17 protein-coding genes are annotated in these 17679 nt (G+C 73.8%); 5 read left to right on the top strand and 12 right to left on the bottom strand.

From position 1 onward, the window contains the following. Nucleotides 1-56: 56 nt before the first annotated feature. A complete protein-coding gene (gene eat / locus O4U47_RS29835) occupies nucleotides 57-1520 on the bottom strand; it encodes an ethanolamine permease (RefSeq protein WP_270681333.1) in 1464 nt (487 codons plus the stop codon). Between the two features lie 350 nt (nucleotides 1521-1870). On the opposite strand from eat, the gene O4U47_RS29830 reads away from it, so the two are divergent. The 4 genes from O4U47_RS29830 to O4U47_RS29815 all read left to right on the top strand — a co-directional run bounded on the left by O4U47_RS29830 (nucleotide 1871) and on the right by O4U47_RS29815 (nucleotide 6280). Continuing rightward, nucleotides 1871-3244, top strand: a complete 1374-nt coding sequence (locus O4U47_RS29830; protein WP_270681332.1) for a glutamine synthetase family protein — start codon at nucleotides 1871-1873, stop codon at nucleotides 3242-3244. A 29-nt stretch (nucleotides 3245-3273) separates the two neighbouring features. Continuing rightward, nucleotides 3274-4674 (top strand): aldehyde dehydrogenase family protein, encoded by a 1401-nt coding sequence (locus O4U47_RS29825; protein WP_270681331.1) that lies wholly within the window; start codon nucleotides 3274-3276, stop codon nucleotides 4672-4674. 113 nt (nucleotides 4675-4787) lie between these two features. Next, on the top strand, nucleotides 4788-5552 hold the full coding sequence (locus tag O4U47_RS29820; RefSeq protein ID WP_270681330.1) for a 3-oxoacyl-ACP reductase: 765 nt from the start codon (nucleotides 4788-4790) through the stop codon (nucleotides 5550-5552). After that, nucleotides 5549-6280, top strand: coding sequence for a gamma-glutamyl-gamma-aminobutyrate hydrolase family protein (locus O4U47_RS29815; protein ID WP_270681329.1), 732 nt, complete (start codon nucleotides 5549-5551; stop codon nucleotides 6278-6280). The genes O4U47_RS29820 and O4U47_RS29815 overlap by 4 nt, the downstream gene beginning before the upstream one ends. Before the next feature lie 103 nt (nucleotides 6281-6383). On the opposite strand, the gene O4U47_RS29810 is transcribed toward O4U47_RS29815, so the two are convergent. From O4U47_RS29810 to map, 11 genes are all read right to left on the bottom strand, one after another. Further along, complete coding sequence (locus O4U47_RS29810; protein WP_270681328.1) at nucleotides 6384-6860, bottom strand: hypothetical protein; 477 nt, start codon at nucleotides 6858-6860, stop codon at nucleotides 6384-6386. Nucleotides 6861-7211: 351 nt separating this feature from the next. Further along, nucleotides 7212-7751, bottom strand: coding sequence for a hypothetical protein (locus tag O4U47_RS29805; protein ID WP_270681327.1), 540 nt, complete (start codon nucleotides 7749-7751; stop codon nucleotides 7212-7214). A gap of 444 nt (nucleotides 7752-8195) precedes the next feature. Then, nucleotides 8196-8759 carry a YciI family protein gene (locus O4U47_RS29800; protein WP_270681326.1) on the bottom strand — a complete coding sequence of 188 codons (564 nt, stop codon included), beginning with the start codon at nucleotides 8757-8759 and terminating at the stop codon, nucleotides 8196-8198. Nucleotides 8760-8842: 83 nt separating this feature from the next. Continuing rightward, nucleotides 8843-9100, bottom strand: a complete 258-nt coding sequence (locus tag O4U47_RS29795) for a hypothetical protein (protein ID WP_270681325.1) — start codon at nucleotides 9098-9100, stop codon at nucleotides 8843-8845. Between the two features lie 60 nt (nucleotides 9101-9160). After that, nucleotides 9161-9847, bottom strand: coding sequence for an NADPH-dependent F420 reductase (gene npdG / locus O4U47_RS29790; RefSeq protein ID WP_270681324.1), 687 nt, complete (start codon nucleotides 9845-9847; stop codon nucleotides 9161-9163). Between the two features lie 8 nt (nucleotides 9848-9855). After that, nucleotides 9856-10272 (bottom strand): hypothetical protein, encoded by a 417-nt coding sequence (locus O4U47_RS29785; RefSeq protein WP_270681323.1) that lies wholly within the window; start codon nucleotides 10270-10272, stop codon nucleotides 9856-9858. A 675-nt stretch (nucleotides 10273-10947) separates the two neighbouring features. Next, nucleotides 10948-11868: a S66 peptidase family protein gene (locus O4U47_RS29780; protein ID WP_270681322.1), complete on the bottom strand. Its 921-nt coding sequence runs from the start codon at nucleotides 11866-11868 to the stop codon at nucleotides 10948-10950. Then, on the bottom strand, nucleotides 11865-13880 hold the full coding sequence (locus tag O4U47_RS29775) for an alpha/beta hydrolase family protein (protein ID WP_270681321.1): 2016 nt from the start codon (nucleotides 13878-13880) through the stop codon (nucleotides 11865-11867). The genes O4U47_RS29780 and O4U47_RS29775 overlap by 4 nt, the downstream gene beginning before the upstream one ends. 27 nt (nucleotides 13881-13907) lie before the next feature. Beyond that, on the bottom strand, nucleotides 13908-15260 hold the full coding sequence (locus O4U47_RS29770) for a M20/M25/M40 family metallo-hydrolase (protein WP_270681320.1): 1353 nt from the start codon (nucleotides 15258-15260) through the stop codon (nucleotides 13908-13910). A gap of 41 nt (nucleotides 15261-15301) precedes the next feature. Then, nucleotides 15302-16138, bottom strand: coding sequence for a M55 family metallopeptidase (locus O4U47_RS29765; protein WP_270681319.1), 837 nt, complete (start codon nucleotides 16136-16138; stop codon nucleotides 15302-15304). A gap of 156 nt (nucleotides 16139-16294) precedes the next feature. Then, nucleotides 16295-17146 carry a type I methionyl aminopeptidase gene (gene map / locus O4U47_RS29760; protein WP_270681318.1) on the bottom strand — a complete coding sequence of 284 codons (852 nt, stop codon included), beginning with the start codon at nucleotides 17144-17146 and terminating at the stop codon, nucleotides 16295-16297. A gap of 192 nt (nucleotides 17147-17338) precedes the next feature. Between map and O4U47_RS29755 the strand changes: the two genes are divergently transcribed. Further along, nucleotides 17339-17548 carry a hypothetical protein gene (locus tag O4U47_RS29755; protein WP_270681317.1) on the top strand — a complete coding sequence of 70 codons (210 nt, stop codon included), beginning with the start codon at nucleotides 17339-17341 and terminating at the stop codon, nucleotides 17546-17548. Nucleotides 17549-17679: the final 131 nt, after the last annotated feature.

Genomic DNA, 17679 nt, shown 5'->3' with positions numbered 1-17679 from the left:
GTCCGGTGCCGTCCGCCGGTACCCGGCACCGGACCCCGGGCCGTTCGGCCGCCGGGTCAGTTGAGTTCCGACTCGGCCTTCTCCACCAAGGCGAACTCCTCCTCCGGGGCGTCGGCCACCAGCCGGTGCCGGGAGTAGAACCAGAAGTACGCCAGGAACACCGCGAAGATCGCCGCCGCGACGGCCGCGCCGACCACGTCCACCAGGAACGTGGCCACCACCGCGCACAGCGCCAGCACCAGGGCGATGCCGGTGGTCACCGTGCCGCCGGGGGTGCGGTACGGCCGCTCCAGGCCGGGCTCGCGCCGCCGCAGCACGATGTGGGCGACCATCATCAGCGCGTAGGAGGCGGTCGCCCCGAACACCGCGATGTTGATGAGCCGGTCGCCGTCGCCGACCCCGGCCGCGAGCAGGAAGCCGATGGTGCCCGGCACGATGAGCGCCATGTAGGGGGTCTTGCGGCGCCCGGTGACCGACAGCCACGTGGGCAGGTAGCCCGCGCGCGAGAGGGCGAAGAGCTGGCGCGAGTAGGCGTAGATGATGGAGAAGAAGCTGGCCACCAGCCCCGCCAGGCCGACGTAGTTGACGACGTCGGCCAGCAGGGTCGACCCGCCGTAGGCCTCCCGCAGGGCGTGCGGGAGCGGGTTGTCGGAGTCGGCCAGCGCGCTCGCCCCGGCGCCGCCGGGCGCCAGTAGGAGCATGGCGAAGCCGGTCACCAGCAGCACCGCCATGCCCGCGATGATGCCGCGCGGCATGTCCCGCTTGGGGTCGCGCGCCTCCTCAGCCGCCAACGGCACGCCCTCGATGGCCAGGAAGAACCAGATGCCGAACACGAACGCCCCCAGGATGCCCGCGTACCCGTAGGGCAGGAAGGCGCTGGCGCCCGCGGCGCCGGTCGGGGCGATGTCGACGAGGTTGCCGGGGTCGAACTTGGGGATCATGCCGACGGCGAAGACGACGAGCGCCACGACGGCCACGGCCGTGATGGCGAACATGACGCGCAGCGCCTCGCCGACGCCCCACAGGTGGATGCCGACGAACAGGGCGTAGCACGCCAGGTAGACGGGCCAGGCGTTGGTGATGCCGAACAGCCCGAGTGCCTCGACGTAGCCGCCGATGAACACGGCGATGGCGGCGGGGGCGATGGCGTATTCGATGAGGATCGCGGTCCCGGTGGCGAAGCCGCCCAGTGGGCCCAGCGCGCGGCGGGCGAACCCGTAGCCCGCCCCCGTGGCGGGCAGGGCGGAGGCCATCTCGGCCAGCCCGAGCACCATGAACAGGTACATGGTGCCCATGAGGACGGTGGCGATGAGCAGGCCGCCCCATCCCCCTTCGGCGATGCCGTAGTTCCATCCGGCGAAGTCGCCGGAGATGACGTAGGAGACGCCGAGGCCGGCGAGCAGCAGCCATCCGGCGGCGCCGCGGCGCAGGGTGCGGCGCTGGAGGTAGTCGGTTCCGGCTCTGACGTAGTCGGCGCCTTGGACGTGTCCGTCGGCGTTCGGGCCGTGTTCTCGGGCCACGGTGCTCCCCTCGGGGGCGTGCTGGACAGGGGTCGGCGGGTCGGGGGTCGAGCGGTTCGGGGTCGGGGGATCGGGATCGGCGGGCGAGGATCGGGGGCCGCACGGCGCGGTCGGGCGCTCGACGGCGGCCGGAAAAGGTATGCGCCCGGTCCTTTAGGTGATGGTCGGTGATGATGCGCGCCGCCGAACCGGCCTGTCAAGGGGGGCTGCCCCCGCGCCCCGCCCGGTGCCGACCAGCCGTTTCACCGGCGTTTCCGGGCGGTTTCGCGCCGGGAGGGGGATTGACACGGGGTCGCGGCCACTGCTTTCCTCCGTAAAAGGTCTGGCCCTGAACCTTAAGGAGGCCGAGGGTGAGTACGAACCGCGGCGGACCCCCGCTGACCGTGGACCGGCTCCGCGCCGACGTGGAATCCGGCGCCGTCGACACGGTGCTGGTGGCCTTCACCGACATGCAAGGCCGACTGCAGGGGAAGCGGGTCTCCGGCCGCTTCTTCCTCGAAGAGGTGCTCGCCCACGGCACCGAGGCCTGCGACTACCTGCTCGCCGTCGACGTGGAGATGAACACCGTCGACGGCTACGCCATGTCCTCCTGGGACACCGGCTACGGCGACATCGTCCTGCGCCCCGACCCCGCCACCCTGCGCCGCACCCCCTGGCAGGACGGCCAGGCCATGGTCACCGCCGACGTGCTGCGGCTCGACGGCGCCGACGCCGCCCCCTCCCCCCGCCAGATCCTCAAGGCCCAGACGGCCCGGCTGGCCGAACGCGGCTGGACGGCGATGGTCGGCACCGAGCTGGAGTTCGTCGTCTACCGCGACTCCTACGAGCAGGCCTGGCAGCGCGGCTACCGGGAGCTGACCCCGGCCAACCGCTACAACGTGGACTACTCGGTGCTGGGCGGCGCCCGGGTGGAGCCGCTGCTGCGCCGCGTCCGCAACGGCATGGCCGGGGCCGGGCTGTACGTGGAGTCGGCCAAGGGCGAGTGCAACCTGGGCCAGCACGAGATCGCGTTCCGCTTCGACGAAGCCGTGACCACCTGCGACCAGCACGCGATCTACAAGAACGGCTCCAAGGAGATCGCCGACCAGGAGGGCATGTCCATCACGTTCATGGCCAAGCCCAACGAGCGCGAGGGCAACTCCTGCCATGTGCACATCTCGCTGCGCGGCGAGGACGGCTCCCCGGTGCTGGCCCAGGACGGCGCGCCCGACGGGCTGTCGGCGACCGGGCGGCACTTCCTGGCCGGGCAGCTCGCGTCGCTGCGCGAACTCACCCTGCTGCTGGCGCCCAACATCAACTCCTACAAGCGGTACGTGCCGGGCAGCTTCGCCCCGACGTCGGTCGCCTGGGGCGTCGACAACCGCACGTGCGCGCTGCGCCTGGTCGGCAGCGGGCCGAGCCTGCGCGTGGAGAACCGGGTTCCGGGCGGCGACGTCAATCCCTACCTGGCGGTGGCGGCGCTGATCGCCGGAGGCCTGGACGGGATCGACCGCGAGCTGGAGCCGGGCGCGGCATGCGCCGGGAACGCCTACACGGGCGACGCACCGTCGGTCCCGGCCACCATGCGCGAGGCGCTGGAGCTCTGGGAGAAGAGCGACCTCGCGCGGGCCGCCTTCGGCGACGAGGTGGTCGAGCACTACGCCAACTACGCCCGGGTGGAGCTGGCGGCCTACGACGCCGCGGTGACCGACTGGGAGCTGTACCGGGGTTTCGAGCGCCTGTGAGCGGGCGCTCCGATCGAGAGGGGGGACCGATGGCGTCCGACGCGCCGCCCCGCCAGGGGGACGGGCGGGTACAGGAACTCGTCGATCCGGCCACGGAAGAGGTGATCGGCACCGTTCCGCTCGCCTCGGCCGAGGAGGCCGACGCCGCCGTGGCGCGCGCCCGCGCGGCGTGGCCCGCCTGGCGGGCGGTGGCACCGGGCGACAGGGCGCGGCTGCTGCGCGCGTTCGCCGAGAAGGTCGACGCGCACATCGAGGAGCTGGCGTGGCTGGAGGTGCGCAACGCCGGGCACCCGATCGGCCAGGCGCGCGGCGAGGCCGCCATGGTGCGCGACGTGCTGCTGTACTACGCCGGAGCGCCAGAGCGCGCGGCGGGGCGGCAGATCCCGGTCTCCGGGGGCTGGAGCGTCACCTTCGCCGAGCCCCTGGGAGTGGCGGCGGTGATCGTGCCGTGGAACTTCCCCATGCCGATCATGTCGTGGGGCATGGCGCCCGCACTGGCGGCGGGCAACGCGGTCGTGGTCAAACCGTCGGAGCTGACCCCGCTCACCGCCGTACGGCTGGGCGAGCTGGCCCTAGAGGCGGGCATCCCCGAAGGGGTGCTCCAGGTGCTCCCGGGCACCGGGCCCGAGGCGGGTGAGCGCCTGGTCCGGCACCCGGGCGTGGACAAGGTGGCCTTCACCGGGTCCACGCGGGTCGGCAAGCGCATCATGGCGCTGGCCGCCGATGACCTCAAGCGGGTGACGCTGGAGCTGGGCGGCAAGAGCGCCAACATCGTCTTCGCCGACGCCGACCTGGAGAAGGCCGCCGCGGCCGCGCCCTACGGGGTGTTCGACAACGCCGGGCAGGACTGCTGCGCGCGCTCGCGCCTGCTGGTGCAGCGCTCGGTGTTCGACCGGTTCATGGAGCTGCTGGAACCGGCGGTCAAGGGGGTGGCCGTGGGCGACCCGCGTGAGGACGGCACCGAGATGGGGCCGCTCGTGTCGGCGGCGCACCGCGCCAAGGTCGCCTCCTATGTGCCCGAGGACGCCCCGGTGGCGTTCCGGGGGACGGCGCCGGAGGGGGCGGGGTTCTGGTTTCCGCCGACGGTGCTCACCCCGGGGAGCCACGACGACCCGGCGTTCACCGACGAGATCTTCGGGCCGGTGGTGTGCGCGGTGCCGTTCGAGGACGAGGCCGAGGCGGTGCGGATCGCCGACGCGACCGACTTCGGGCTGGCCGGGTCGGTGTGGACGCGGGACGTGGGGCGGGCGCTGCGGGTCGCGCGCGGGGTGACCGCGGGGAACCTGTCGGTGAACTCGCACTCGGCGGTGCGGTACGGCACCCCCTTCGGAGGGTTCAAGCAGTCGGGGCTGGGGCGCGAGCTGGGCCCGGACGCGCTGGACGCGTTCACCGACACCAAGACGGTCTTCCTGTCGGACGACACGGCGTAGCGGGGCCGGCCGGGCCGCCCTCCGGGCGAGCCGTCCCCCGGCGGGATACGGCCGGGACACGGACCCGATGGACACATCCGGACCAGGCTGAACGAGGCAGGACAAGGAGCGACATGCGGCGTTTCGAGGGGCGCACCGCCGTGATCACCGGCGGCGGGAGCGGGATCGGGAAGGCGTCGGCGCTGCGGCTGGCCGACGAGGGCGCGAACGTGGTCGTGGTCGACCTGGACCGCGACGCGGGAGAGGCGGCGGCCAAGGAGGCCGGCGGCCGGTACGTGGCGGCCGACGTCACCGACGCGGACCAGGTGGCGGCGGCCTTCGCCGAGGCGAAGGAGGCCTACGGGTCGGTCGACGTGGCCTTCAACAACGCGGGCATCTCCCCGCCGGAGGACGATTCCATCCTGGAGACCGGGCTGGAGGCGTGGCGCAAGGTGCAGGAGGTCAACCTGACCTCGGTGTACCTGTGCTGCAAGCACGCCCTGCCGTACATGCGCGAGCAGGGTCGGGGGGCGATCGTGAACACGGCCTCGTTCGTGGCGACGATGGGGGCGGCGACCTCGCAGATCTCCTACACGGCGAGCAAGGGCGGGGTGCTGGCGCTCAGCAGGGAGCTGGGGGTGCAGTTCGCACGCGAGGGCATCCGGGTCAACGCCCTGTCCCCTGGGCCGGTGAACACTCCGCTTCTCAAGGAGCTGTTCGCCAAGGACCCCGAGCGCGCGCAGCGGCGGCTGGTGCACGTGCCCTTCGGGCGGTTCGCCGAGCCGGAGGAGATCGCGGCCGCTGTGGCGTTCTTGGCCAGCGATGACGCCTCGTTCATCACCGCCAGCAACTTCCTGGTGGACGGGGGCATCTCCGGCGCGTACGTGACGCCGCTGTGAGCGGGGCATCCGTGGGCGGGGCGCCGATCGTCGGGATCACCGCCTATGCGGAGCGGGCCCGGTGGGGCGAGGCGTGGGAGATGCGCGCGGCTCTCCTGCCGTGGGAGTACGTCGAGGCGGTCGCGCGCGCGGGCGGCATGCCGGTGCTGCTCCCCCCGGTCGCCGCGGAGGGGGGTGCCACCGCCGGTCTGGACGCGCTGGTCCTGGCCGGGGGCGGGGACATCGCCCCCGACCGGTACGGGGCCGCTCCGGCCGACGCCACGGCGGGCGTGGACCCCGGCCGCGACGCGTCCGAGTTCGCCCTGTTCGAGGAGGCGCTGGGGCGCCGTCTGCCGGTGCTGGGCGTGTGCCGGGGGCTGCAGGTGATGAACGTGGCCCGGGGCGGGACCCTGCACCAGCACCTTCCCGACGTCGTGGGCGGGAACGGCCACCGGAAGCGCACGGCGGTGTTCGACCCGCACACGGTGCGGGTGGCGCCGGGCAGCCGGACGGCCGGGATCCTGGGCCGCACGGAGCTGGAGGTGCCGACCTACCACCACCAGGGCCTCGACACCTTGGGCGAGGGCCTGGTGGCGACGGCGTGGGCGGAGGACGGGATCGTCGAGGCGGTCGAGTTCACGGGCGAGCCGCGGGCGCTGGGGGTGCAGTGGCACCCGGAGATGGGCGACGACCCGTCGCTGTTCCGGTGGCTGGTGGCGGAGGCGAGGAGCGCACGGTCGGAGCGGTGAGACCGGGCCCGCCCCGACCGTGGACATGCCGCGGCCGGGGCGCCTCCCCCGGGGGCGCCCCGGCCGCGGTTCCTGCGTGCCGAGGGGTACGGACCCTCAGCGCCTACATGTCCTCGTACACCACCCAGTCGCACTCCCATCGTTCGTCGCTCAGGCAGGCCAGGTAACGGTAGCCGCTCCGGATTTCGAAGCCCCACGTGTAGGTGGTCCTGTGGACGGGGCGCTCAACGGCCGCGACCCGGGAGCCCGACCTGTCGTAGACGAAGAAGTTGAGGTAGTGGCCGTTCGCTCCTCCGGTCACGCGCCCCCAGGCGAGGGGGACGTCTTCCGAGGCGCTCTTGCTGATCAGCCCTCGGCGCACCTGCAGCGTGACGCCGTTGGAGGTCGCATCCGCCACTGTCGAAACGTTGAAGGCATTCTGCGGGTTGGCGCTGAACAGGGCGGCAGCGGGCGCGGCGTCCACCGCGGCGCCGCCCTCCTCGACGGGCGCGGCCATCACCTTCGGGGCGACGTCCGCGATCTGGGCGTCCGACGCCTCTTCAGCAGCGGCGGCGGGGTCGGAGATCAGGCTCAGGACCATGGCGGGGGCAGCGACAGCGACGCCCCAACGGGAAATTCGCGACATTCGCATGGGGGACCCCTTTCATTGACCGAATGAATCGGTTCATGAGAGAGCCCCAAAGGTAGGCACACGTGGTCCGTCAATGCAAAGAACTTCGAGCAGCATGGAAATGCGCAGCTCGGAATGGGAATGGCCGCTGCAGGACCGGACGCACCGATCCCGGCCTGGGCGGGAACACCGCCCCTGAATCGTAGGAGCCCGCCCTGGACACCGCCACGACGGGGGTGGCCCCATGCCGGGGCCGGGGCGCTTCCCCAGAGGCGCCCCGGCCGCGGTTCCTGCGTGCCGAGGGGGACGGACCCTCGGCGCCTAATATCCCTTGGTGATCGAGTTGTCGCAGCCCACCGAGCTTTCGCTGATGCAGGCCTTGTACCTGTATCCGCTCTTGATCTGGAACCCGTTGGTGTAGGTCGTCGTCCCGTCCGTGCGGGTCCCGTCGTTGGCGACCCGGGTGTGGCCGTCGTAGACGATGATGACGAGGACGTCGCCGTCATCGTTACCGCTGGTCACCCGGGCCCAGGCGATCTCAACGTCGTTCGCGGCGTTCCGGGTGACCAGCCCCTGGCGCACCTGCAGGGTGAAGCCGTCGAGCCTCGCCTTCGCCGCCGTTGAAACGTTGAAGGCATTCCTGGGGCTGGCCTCGTACAGGTCGGCGGCAGCGGCGACGGGCGAGGCGTCCACGCTGGAGCCGCCCTCCTCGTCGAGTGCGGCCATCACCATCGGGGTGATGTCCACGATCTGGGTTTCCGGCGCCTCCTCGGCGGCGGCAGCGGGGGCGGAGACCAGGCTCAGGGCCATGGCCGGGGCGGCGATGGCGACAGCCCAGCGGGCGATACGCGGCATGCGCATGAGGGGATCCCTTTCATCGACCGAATGAATCGGTTCACAAGAGCGCCCCAAAGCTAGAGGTACGCGGCCCGTCACGGCAAAGAACTTCGACCAGCGTGGAAATTCGCACCGCAAGGGGCGAACGGCCCCCGCACGGAGGGCATGCGGACGCAGACCCAGGGCGATCGGCCACGCGCCCCGGGGCCGCCGAGAAAGCGGTGATGGGAGGACGTCGACGTGCTCCGCCCCAGCGCAGCCGACCAGCCCGGAGCGTGCGTGGCCGCTGGAGGCGACGACGGCGGCACAGCACCCCCCCGTGCAAGGCGGCCGGGGCCGAGCCGGACGCCGCAGGCCCCCTCCTCGCCGCACGGCCGGAAGGCGGAGCCGGATCGCCGAGGGGGAGATCAGCCGGACCGGATGCGGACACGGCGCAGGGCGCCGCCCGGCCGAGCGGTCATCGGCCGCTTACGAGGAGCGGCCGCCCCGGCGCCAGCGCTGGGCCGTGATGTCGGCGCCGCCGCCCGCGAGGTGGTCGGCGAGCGGGCGGACGAGGGCCACGGCCTCCTCCGGGAGAGCCCGGACGGCGGCGACGATGCCCGTGGTGTGCGCAGGGTCCCCGTCGATGAGCGCGGCGGCGAAGGCGACGCGGTCGTCGGCCTCCGGCGGGCGGGCTCCGGCAGGATCCCGCGGAGCCTCCGTCCACGCGCCGGTCACCAGCGAGTGCGGGGCCTCGGGGCCGCCGTCGGGTCCCCGGTCGATCAGCACCTCCACCGGGTCCACCGTGATGCGCGAGTAGAGACCGGCCCGGCCGTACGGCTCCTCGGCGGCGAACCGCTCCGCCTGCTCCCGGTCGGCCAAGTCGACGATGTGCACGCTGCCGGTGTGCTCCTCACCGTCGTCGGACAGGGTGGGCCCACGCAGGAGGAGACGGTCGGCGAAGCGGTCCATGTAGGACCAGTGGTCCTCGGCCAGGCGCAGGAGGCCGTCGAGGGCCCCTGGCCTGTCGCGGCCGTGGACGTAGAAACGCATGCCGGGATCCTATAGGCCCGCCCGTCCCTCGGGGCCGGGCGGGACTCGGGGGGCGCGCGGGGAGCGCCGCCTGGGAGCGGCGGCTATCTCTTACCGCAGCCGGGGCAGCTCTGGCCGATCTCCTTCATGGTGCCGCAGTGGCGGCAGTTCTCCTGGTCGATGCGGTCGCCTCGACTCCCGATGAGATCGCGGTCGGGCAGGCCGATCATGGATCGGCAGCGGGGGCAAGCCATCCAGAACCTCCGGTAGGTGTACTTCTCCCGGTCGATGACCGTCCAGCACTTGTCGCATTGGACGTACCGGTTCTTTCCGTAGCGTCCTTGGCTTTCGGGTGCCCCCATGAACGGGACTCTACCCCGCCGGGCCGGATGCGGCAGCGCTTCCTCCGGCCCGGCGGCCCCTCACACGTCGGTGATGCGCAGGCCGGCGTGGGCCTTGTACCGGCGGTTGACCGCGATCAGGTTGGCGGTGAAGGCCTCCACCTGGTGGGCGTTGCGCAGCCGGCCGCCGTAGATCCCGCGCACCCCGGGGATGAGCCAGGCCAGGGCGCGGACGGTGTCGGTGGCCTCCCGGTCGTCGCCGAGGACCAGCACGTCCAGGTCGACCTCCTCCACCTCGGGGTCGAGCAGCAGCACGGCGGAGACGTGGTGGAAGGCGGCCGCCACCCGGCTGCGCGGCAGGACCGCCTCGGCCTGCTGGGCGGCGCTTCCCTCGGGCACCGGGAGGGCGTAGGGGCCCTTCTTGTCGAAGCCGAGCGGGTTGACGCAATCGACGACGATCTTTCCGGCCAGCTCCTCTTCCAGGGAGGCCAGCAGCTCGCGGTGGCCCTCCCAGGGCACCGCGACGATGACCAGGTCGGCGGCGGCAGCGGCGGCGGCGTTGTCCAGGCCGCGCACCGGCAGGTCGGCACCGAGGCCGTCGGCGGCGCCCTGCGCCCGCTCGGCGCTGCGCGAGCCGATGACGACCTCGGTCCCGGCCAGGGCGAACCGCCGGGCCAGCCCGCGGCCCTGGTCGCCGGTCCCGCCGAGGACCGCGACGACCAGGCCCGAGACGTCGGGGATGTCGTGTGGGGATGTCTGATCAGCCATGGCAGGAATCATCGCACCCCCGGGGCCGCCTCCCCCGGCTGGGGACACGCCCCCGCGAAGGCGTCCGGCTCGACGCCGTCCAGGCCGAGTTCGCGCATCTCCCTCCGGTGCGCGGCGGCGGCCGCCAAGGCGGAGACGGTGGGCCCGTCGGCGCGGCCGGTGCCGGGCAGCCCGGCGATCTCCTGGAAGCGCGCGAGGGCGGCGGAACGGGCCCCGGGCGCGGCGCAGGGGTCGAGCAGCCCCAGTTCGATCAGGCGCCACCGGACCTCGGCGGGGTCGGCCTCGGGGAGCACCCGTTCGGCGTCGACGAGGGACCAGAAGAGCCCGGCCAGGACCGAAGGCACCCTGGCGGCCCGCCAGACTCCCCCGCCGACCGCCCCGGCGGCGCCCATCGGCGCCCTTTGCGTGTGAATCGCGGTCATCATCGAGCTCCCTCCCCGTCGCGGCCCGATCACGCACTTCGAGTATGCGCGCGCGAAGGTGAGAGGACATCGGCCGCAGGTTCGGAATCAGGTCAATACCAAAGTCGGACCCCGGAGCCGTGGCACCGACCGATGGGGGTAGGGGTGGGCCCCGCGATGGCGAAGCCGGGCATTGGCCGGGCGCGCGGGGTCCGGTCCGGGCATCGAGTGTGCACAAGAGTGCACTCTGGGCGGGTGAGAGTGGTCGGTAGTGCACACTCGTTGCCCCGGGGCCGCGTCGAACACCCGACAGGACCCCCTGCGACCGGGCATTCCGGGCACACCGGACGCGGTGGGGAGGAGGGCGGCGATCCCGCGTGGCGGATTCGCCGCGCGGGATGGCCCCGGGCCGCGCGTGGCACCCGGAAGGCGGGTTCCGGCCCACCCGCCCGGTGTCCGGTTCGCCCTGTTCCGAGGGGCCCCGCACCCCCGCGGCCCGCCGCCCGGCCGGGGTCCATGAGTGGGGTACCCGCTGGTTCCGTCGTTGCTGCTGGTCGCCTTGCCCTCCGGTAGTCCGCCGCCCGGCCGGGGCCCGTCAGCGGGGTACCTGCCGAGCCGCCGCCCGACCGGTGCCCTCAAGCGGGAAACCTGCTGCGCCGTCGCTGCCCAGGACGGCGGCCACAAACCACGCCTGCCCCGCTACACGAGGGCGGGCTCGTCCAGGACCAGTGTGCCCGCGTCCGCGTCCAGAGTGGCGGTCATGCCCAGCGGGACCGTCGTCTGTGCCGGGATGTGCCCGAAACCGAAACCGTCGGCCACCGGCACCCCCAGCGGTGCCAGCCTCTCCCGCATCATCGCCCGGATGGTCTCCTCGTCCGGCGTGCACTTGCCCCACGACCCCAGAAGGACCCCCGCCACACCGTTCATCCACCCGCTCCGCAGGAGCTGGGTGACCATCCGGTCCATCCGGGACACGTCCTCCTTGACGTCCTCCAGCAGCAGCAGGCCGCCCTTGGCCGACGCGCGGAAGTGGGGGGTGGCCAGGCTGTCGGCCAGGAGGCTCAGGTTGCCCCCCATCAGCCGCCCCCGCGCCGTCCCCCCGACCAGGGTCCGCACCCCCGGCGGGGCGATGCGCACCCGCGACTCCGGCTCGAACAGGGTCGCCCGCAGGTCCTCCGCCGCCACCGGGTCACCGCCGAAGTACCCGGCCCCCGGCCCGTGGACCGTCACCAGGTCCAGCTCCTCGGCGAACGCCTCGTGCAGCGCGGTCACGTCGCTGAACCCCACGAACGCCTTGGGCGGCGCCCCGCGCAGGGCCTCATAGTCGAGCAGGTCGAGCGTGCGGTGCGCGCCGTCGCCGCCGCGCACGCACACCACCGCGGCCACGTCCGGCGCCAGCAGCGCCTCCTGCAGGTCCGCCGCCCGGTCGGCGTCGGTCCCGGCCAGGTACCCGAACACCGGGTGCCGGCCGCGCGCGTGCGGGCGCACCTCCGCCCGCACGCCCCACGCCTCGATCACCGGCAGCGCCGCCGCCAGCTCCTCCTCCGGGGCGGGGCTGCACGGCGCCACCAGCGCCACCGTGTCGCCCGCGCGCAGCCGCGGGGGCCGCCGCCCGCTCACGACCGCAGCTCCAGCGCCGGGGCGTCGGTGTCGAACCCGAACACCTCCGCGTACAGCGACAGCTCCGCCTCCAAGGCGGCCTGGATCGACTCCGCCCGGCGGAACCCGTGCTGCTCCCCCGCGAACTCCATGTAGGCGTGCGGGACGCCGCGCCCCTTCACCCGCTCCAGCAGCCGCCGGGCCTGCACCGGCGGGCAGATCTCGTCCTCGTCGCCCTGCATGAGCACGAACGGCGCGGTGATGGCGTCGGCGCGGTTGACCGGCGACCGCTCCTCGTAGCGCCGCCGCTCCTGCGGCCAGGGGCCCACCAGGCTCTCCAGGTACTGGGACTCGAAGTCGTGCGTCTCCCCGGTGCGCCACCCCGCCAGGTCCACGATGGGGTACTGGATCACCCCGCAGGCGAACACGTCCTCGGCGGCCAGGGCCGCCGCCGCGGTCCACCCGCCCGCGCTTCCCCCGCGGATCGCCAGCCGGTCCGGGTCGGCGGAGCCCTCGGCGGCCAGCGCCCGGGCCACGGCGGCGCAGTCCTCCACGTCCACCACGCCCCACCGCCCGCGCAGGCGCTCCCGGTAGGCGCGCCCGTAGCCGGTGGAGCCGCCGTAGTCGACCTGCACCACCCCGATGCCGCGCGAGGTGAAGTAGGCGACCTCGGCGTCCTGGGCGGTGGTGGAGCGGCCGGTGGGCCCACCGTGCGCCCACACCGCGTACGGCGGCGGCTCCCCCTCGGGCCCGTCCGCGCGGGGGTTGTGCGGCGGGTGGACGATCGCGTGCACCTCGCGCCCGCCGGGGCCGGTGAACACCCGCCGCTCGGCCCGCGGGGCGTACCCGTGCTGCACCTCCGGTTCGTCCCCGGCGCGGCGGCTCAGCGAGCGCCACGACCGGTCGGCGGCGACCACCGCCACCACCTGGGAGGACAGGTCGGGCGAGGCGGCCACGCCGACCACCGTCCCCCCGGCGGCCCCGGCCTGGGCGAGCTTGCCCGACCACTCGGTGTGCGGGGTGGCGACGTCGGTGAGCGCCCCGGAGTCGGGGCACAGCAGCGACAGCCGCGTGGAGCCGGTGCCGTGCACGGCGGCGATCAGGCCGCTGTTCAGCGGCAGGATCCACCGCTGCCCGAGCGTCCACAGCGGCCCGCCGTACTCCTCCTGGTCCGGCGCCAGGGCGACCGGGGCGCGCGCCGCCCCGCCGTCGGGGCCGATGGTGATCTGGTAGGGGTTCCACCAGCCCGACGCGTCCGAGACGCAGAACAGGGTGGCGGCGTCGCCCCACTCGGCCTGCACCACCGACTCGCCCGGCCCCCCGGCGACGTCGCGCGGCTCGGCGGCGGTGCCGTCCGGCCCGATCGCCGCGACCGTGAGGAAGGTGGAGTCCCACGGCATGTCCGGGTGGTCCCACCCGATCCAGGACAGGCGCTCCCCGTCGGGCGAGAGGCGGGGGCAGGCCAGGAACCGGCGCCCCTCGGCGACCACCCGCACCGCCGACGGGTCCTGGGCGGCCGACCCGTCCATGGGCACGGCCACCAGGGCCCGGCGCACGTCGGTGGGGGCGGGCCCGGTGTGCTCCTCGCGGACGCACCACACCTCGTCCCGCCCGGGCGGCCCCGCGACCGCCTCGGCGTAGCGCAGCGCCCCGGGCACCTCCGGCGCGGGGGTCAGCGGCGACGGCGGCTGCACCTGCCCCGGGAAGAACAGGTACAGCCGCTGGTCGGTGTACTCGCTGAACACCGCCGCCGTGCCCGCCTCGGCCCGGTCGAGCAGCAGGTAGGGCCGCCCGCCGTACTCGTGCACCCGGGTGCGGGCGTTCCACGGGACCCCGAGGACCTCCTCCACCCCGTCCTCGGGTCGGTCCAGCCGGGTGCGGCACAGGGCCGTGCGCCCGCCCTCCTCCGGGCGGGGCTCGGTCCACCACACCTCCTCTCCGACCGCGGCGGGCCATCCCGGGGCGCCGTCGTGCCGGGCCACGGCGTCCGCGCCGATCGGCGAGGGCCACGAACCATAGGGGAGGTGGGGCATGGTCGCCTGTGCCTTTCTGCTCGTCTGCTACTCGGCCGCCGCAAGGAACCGGTCCAGGACCCGCACGCCGAAGCGCAGCGCCTCCACGGGGACGCGCTCGTCGACGCCGTGGAACATCCCGTCCCGGTCCAGCCCCGGCGGCATCAGCAGCGGGGTGAACCCGTACCCGGCGATGCCGAGCTCGGAGAACTGCTTGGCGTCGGTCCCCCCGGCCATGCACACCGGCACCACGTGGCCCTCGGGGTCGTGGGCCAGCAGAGCCGCGCGCATGGCGGCGAAGATCGGCGCCTCGACGGGGGACTCCAGGGCGGGCGAGCTGTGCTCGTACTCCCAGTCCACCCGGGGGCCGGTGAGCGCGTCCAGCGCCTCCTCGAAGGCCTCGCGCCCGCCGGGCAGCACCCGCCCGTCGACGCCGGCCGCCGCGTCGCCGGGGATGACGTTGACCTTGTACCCGGCGTCGAGCATGGTCGGATTGGCGCTCTCCCGCACCGTGCCGCGCACCATGCCCGCAGCGTCGCCGAGGCGGTCCAGCAGCGCGGGCAGGTCCCGATCGGCGTCGAAGCCGGGGGCGTCCAGGTCGACCTTGACGCCCACCGCCGCCCCGATCTCGGTGATCGCGGCCCGGGTGAGCGGGGTGAGCCGGTGGGGCCAGCGGTGGTCGCCGATGCGGGCGACGGCGGAGGCCAGCGCCCGCACCGCGTTGTCGTCGTTGGGGCGCGAGCCGTGCCCCGCCGTGCCGGTGGCGCGCAGCCGCAGCCAGGCGGTGCCGCGCTCCCCGGCGGCCACCGGGTACAGCCGGACCGTCCGCCCGTCCGGCGTGCGCACGTGCTCGGTGTGGCCGCCGGACTCGCCGACCGCCTCGGTGCACCCCTCGAACAGCTCCGGGTGCGTGCGCACCAGCCACTCGGCGCCGTAGGCGGCGCTGGCCTCCTCGTCGGCGGTGAAGGCGAGCACGATGTCGCGGCGGGGGCGGCGCCCGGTGCGGGACCAGTGCCGGGCCACGGCGGCGACCATGGCGACCGCGTCCTTCATGTCGATGGCGCCGCGCCCCCACACCATGCCGTCGCGCACCTCCCCCGAGAAGGGGTGGACGCGCCACACGGCCGGGTCGGCGGGTACCACGTCGAGGTGGCCGTGGACGAGCAGCGCGGGCGCGGCGGGGTCGGTGCCGGGGATGCGGGCGACCACGTTGGAGCGGCGCGGCGCCGACTCCAGCAGCCGCGGCTCCAGTCCGGCCCCGTCCAGCAGGGCGGCGACGTACTCGGCGGCCTCCCGCTCGTCGCCGTCGCCTCCTCCGCGGTTGGTGGTGTCGATCCTGATGAGTTCGGAGGTGAACCGCACGACCTCGTCGTCGGCGGTCGAGAAGTCTTCCTCGCGCACGGGCGCCCTTTTCTCGATCGTCGCTTGTCCCTGCCGGCGGATCACCCGTAGCGGTCCTCGACCGCGTTGGAGATGAGGGTGGTGACCGCCTTGAAGCAGCGGATCATGTCATAGGCGGTGGGCGAGGTGTAACGGACGCGCCGGGCGCCGACGCGCTCGACGCCGGGGACCACGGCGGCGGCCCCGGCCAGGTGCTCGGCGTCGACCTCCACCTCGACGCCGTAGGGCTCGGCGCGGCGGAGGGGCTCGGTGCGCCCGGCCAGCTCCATGGCGTCCTGGGCGGCCTCGGCGATGGCGGCGTGGGTGCGGCCGGGCGGGCGGCACACGGCCGCGTACCGGGACACGTGGTCCTTGACGGCGACGGTGCGGGCGGAGGGGGCGTAGCGGGCGGCGTCCGCGCAGGCCTTGTCGTCGCCGGTGACCAGCACGACGGGGGCGCCGAACTCGGCGCACACGGCGGCGTTGAGCCGCCCCTCGCCGGCGGTCCCGCCGTCCAGCCACACACCGGTGACGGAGTTGGGCAGGTAGGTGTGGGCGAGCACGCCCTCCTCCCCGGCACCGCAGTGGTAGCCGAGGAAGACGACGCCGTCGACGTCGCCGCGCTGGACCCCTTCGACCATGGACAGGTCCTTGTGCCGCCCGGTGAGCATCGACGCGCGCTCGTCGAGGCGCTCCAGCAGCAGGTTGCGCATCGTGGAGTGCGCCTCGTTGACCAGGACCTCGGTGGCGCCCCCGGCGTGGAGACCGGCGATGGCCGCGTTCACGTCGGAGGTGAACATGGACCGGCAGCGCTGCCACTGCTCGGTGCCGGGTTCCACGTCGGCGGGCCAGGTGACGCCGGTGGCGCCTTCCATGTCGGCGGAGATCAGCACCCTCACGGAGGCGACCCTATCCCGGGGGCACCGGGTGTAGCCAAGCCTTATCGGGCGCCGCAGCCCGGCGACGATCCCGACGAAGGCGCTGCCACACCAGCGGGTACGGCAGCACTTCCGTCCAGATCGTCGCGGGAGGGGCGGGACCGTCGCGTGGACCGGTCAGGGCAGGGTGAGGACCTCGGCCCCGTCGTCGGTGATGACCAGGGTGTGCTCGAACTGGGCGGTCCACTTGCGGTCGGCGGTGACCGCGGTCCACCCGTCGTCCCACAGGTCGTACTCGATGGTGCCCAGGGTGATCATCGGCTCGATGGTGAAGGTCATCCCGGGGACCATGACGGTGTCGGCGCGCGGGTCGTCGTAGTGCGGGACGATCAGGCCGGAGTGGAACTCCGGGCCCACGCCGTGGCCGGTGAAGTCGCGCACCACGCCGTAGCCGAAGCGCTTGGCGTAGGACTCGATGACGCGGCCGATGACGCTGATCTGCCGCCCGGGGCGGCAGGCCTTGATGGCGCGCCGGGTGGCCTCCTCGGTGCGCTCGACCAGCAGCCGGTGCTCCTGGGTGGCCTCACCGGCGATGAAGGTGGCGTTGGTGTCGCCGTGCACGCCCTTGAAGTAGGCGGTGATGTCGATGTTGACGATGTCGCCGTCGCCGACCACGGTGTCGTCCGGGATGCCGTGGCAGATGACCTCGTTGAGCGAGGAGCACAGGGACTTGGGGTAGCCCTTGTACCCCAGCGTGCTGGGGTAGGCGCCGTGGTCGATGAGGAATTCGTGCCCGATCCGGTCGAGCTCGTCGGTGGTGACGCCGGGGACGATGTGCTTGCCGACCTCCCGCAGGGCCTGGGCGGCGATCCGCCCGGCCTCGCGCATGGCCTCGATGGTCTCGGGGGTCTGCACGTCCCCCAGCACGCCTTCGACCGGGCGTTTCTGACCGACGTACTCCGGCCGCTCGATGCTGGAGGGGACGGAGCGCTGCGGCGAGATTCGCCCGGGAACAAGCGGTGTGGTCATGTCGGTGAAGTCTACCCGCGGCACCGCCCCGGGGAGGTTCGCGCGGCGGCGCCCGGCACCGGTGTGTGGCACCGCACCGACCGGGGGTAAGAGGCGAGTGCGCGCCCGGTCCGCCCGCACGGGGTCTGGGCCCCGCGGGGCGGGCGCGCGCACGGGACGTACGGCAGAGGGAACGGCAGAGGGAGCAGTGAGATGGCCGGCAACCCGATGGATCTGCCCGAGGACCAGCGCTGGTGGTACTGCCTGAAGCACGACCGGGTGGAGAAGGGCGCGGGGTGCCCGAACAAGTTCCGCCTCGGGCCCTACTCCGACGAGGCGTCGGCCGCCGGTGCGCTGCACACGGTGGCCGAGCGCAACGAGGCCTGGGAGGCCTCCGACGACCCCTGGGAGCAGGACCGCTAGGGCGGGCGCCCGGCGGCGTGCGCGGGGCCCACGGCGCCGCTGCGGGGCGTCCCCGCCGTCGCGCACGGGCCGGCGATAGGGGGTGTTGTGTGGATCATGGCCGTAGCGAGCGGCGTCCAGGTGCGTTCATC

Source organism: Nocardiopsis suaedae, assembly GCF_027706745.1.
Lineage (GTDB): Bacteria > Actinomycetota > Actinomycetes > Streptosporangiales > Streptosporangiaceae > Nocardiopsis_A > Nocardiopsis_A suaedae.
This window is presented reverse-complemented; position numbering and strand designations above follow the sequence as displayed.

What these genes read in the sequence shown, in the direction of transcription:
- O4U47_RS29795 (WP_270681325.1), bottom strand. Translation starts at nt 9,100, where the DNA reads ATGGGGGCACCCGAAAGCCAAGGACGCTACGGAAAGAACCGGTACGTC.
- O4U47_RS29755 (WP_270681317.1), top strand. Translation starts at nt 17,339, where the DNA reads ATGGCCGGCAACCCGATGGATCTGCCCGAGGACCAGCGCTGGTGGTAC.
- O4U47_RS29810 (WP_270681328.1), bottom strand. Translation starts at nt 6,860, where the DNA reads ATGGTCCTGAGCCTGATCTCCGACCCCGCCGCCGCTGCTGAAGAGGCG.
- npdG (WP_270681324.1), bottom strand. Translation starts at nt 9,847, where the DNA reads ATGGCTGATCAGACATCCCCACACGACATCCCCGACGTCTCGGGCCTG.
- O4U47_RS29825 (WP_270681331.1), top strand. Translation starts at nt 3,274, where the DNA reads ATGGCGTCCGACGCGCCGCCCCGCCAGGGGGACGGGCGGGTACAGGAA.
- O4U47_RS29805 (WP_270681327.1), bottom strand. Translation starts at nt 7,751, where the DNA reads ATGCGCATGCCGCGTATCGCCCGCTGGGCTGTCGCCATCGCCGCCCCG.
- map (WP_270681318.1), bottom strand. Translation starts at nt 17,146, where the DNA reads ATGACCACACCGCTTGTTCCCGGGCGAATCTCGCCGCAGCGCTCCGTC.
- O4U47_RS29800 (WP_270681326.1), bottom strand. Translation starts at nt 8,759, where the DNA reads ATGCGTTTCTACGTCCACGGCCGCGACAGGCCAGGGGCCCTCGACGGC.
- O4U47_RS29820 (WP_270681330.1), top strand. Translation starts at nt 4,788, where the DNA reads ATGCGGCGTTTCGAGGGGCGCACCGCCGTGATCACCGGCGGCGGGAGC.
- O4U47_RS29785 (WP_270681323.1), bottom strand. Translation starts at nt 10,272, where the DNA reads ATGATGACCGCGATTCACACGCAAAGGGCGCCGATGGGCGCCGCCGGG.
- O4U47_RS29775 (WP_270681321.1), bottom strand. Translation starts at nt 13,880, where the DNA reads ATGCCCCACCTCCCCTATGGTTCGTGGCCCTCGCCGATCGGCGCGGAC.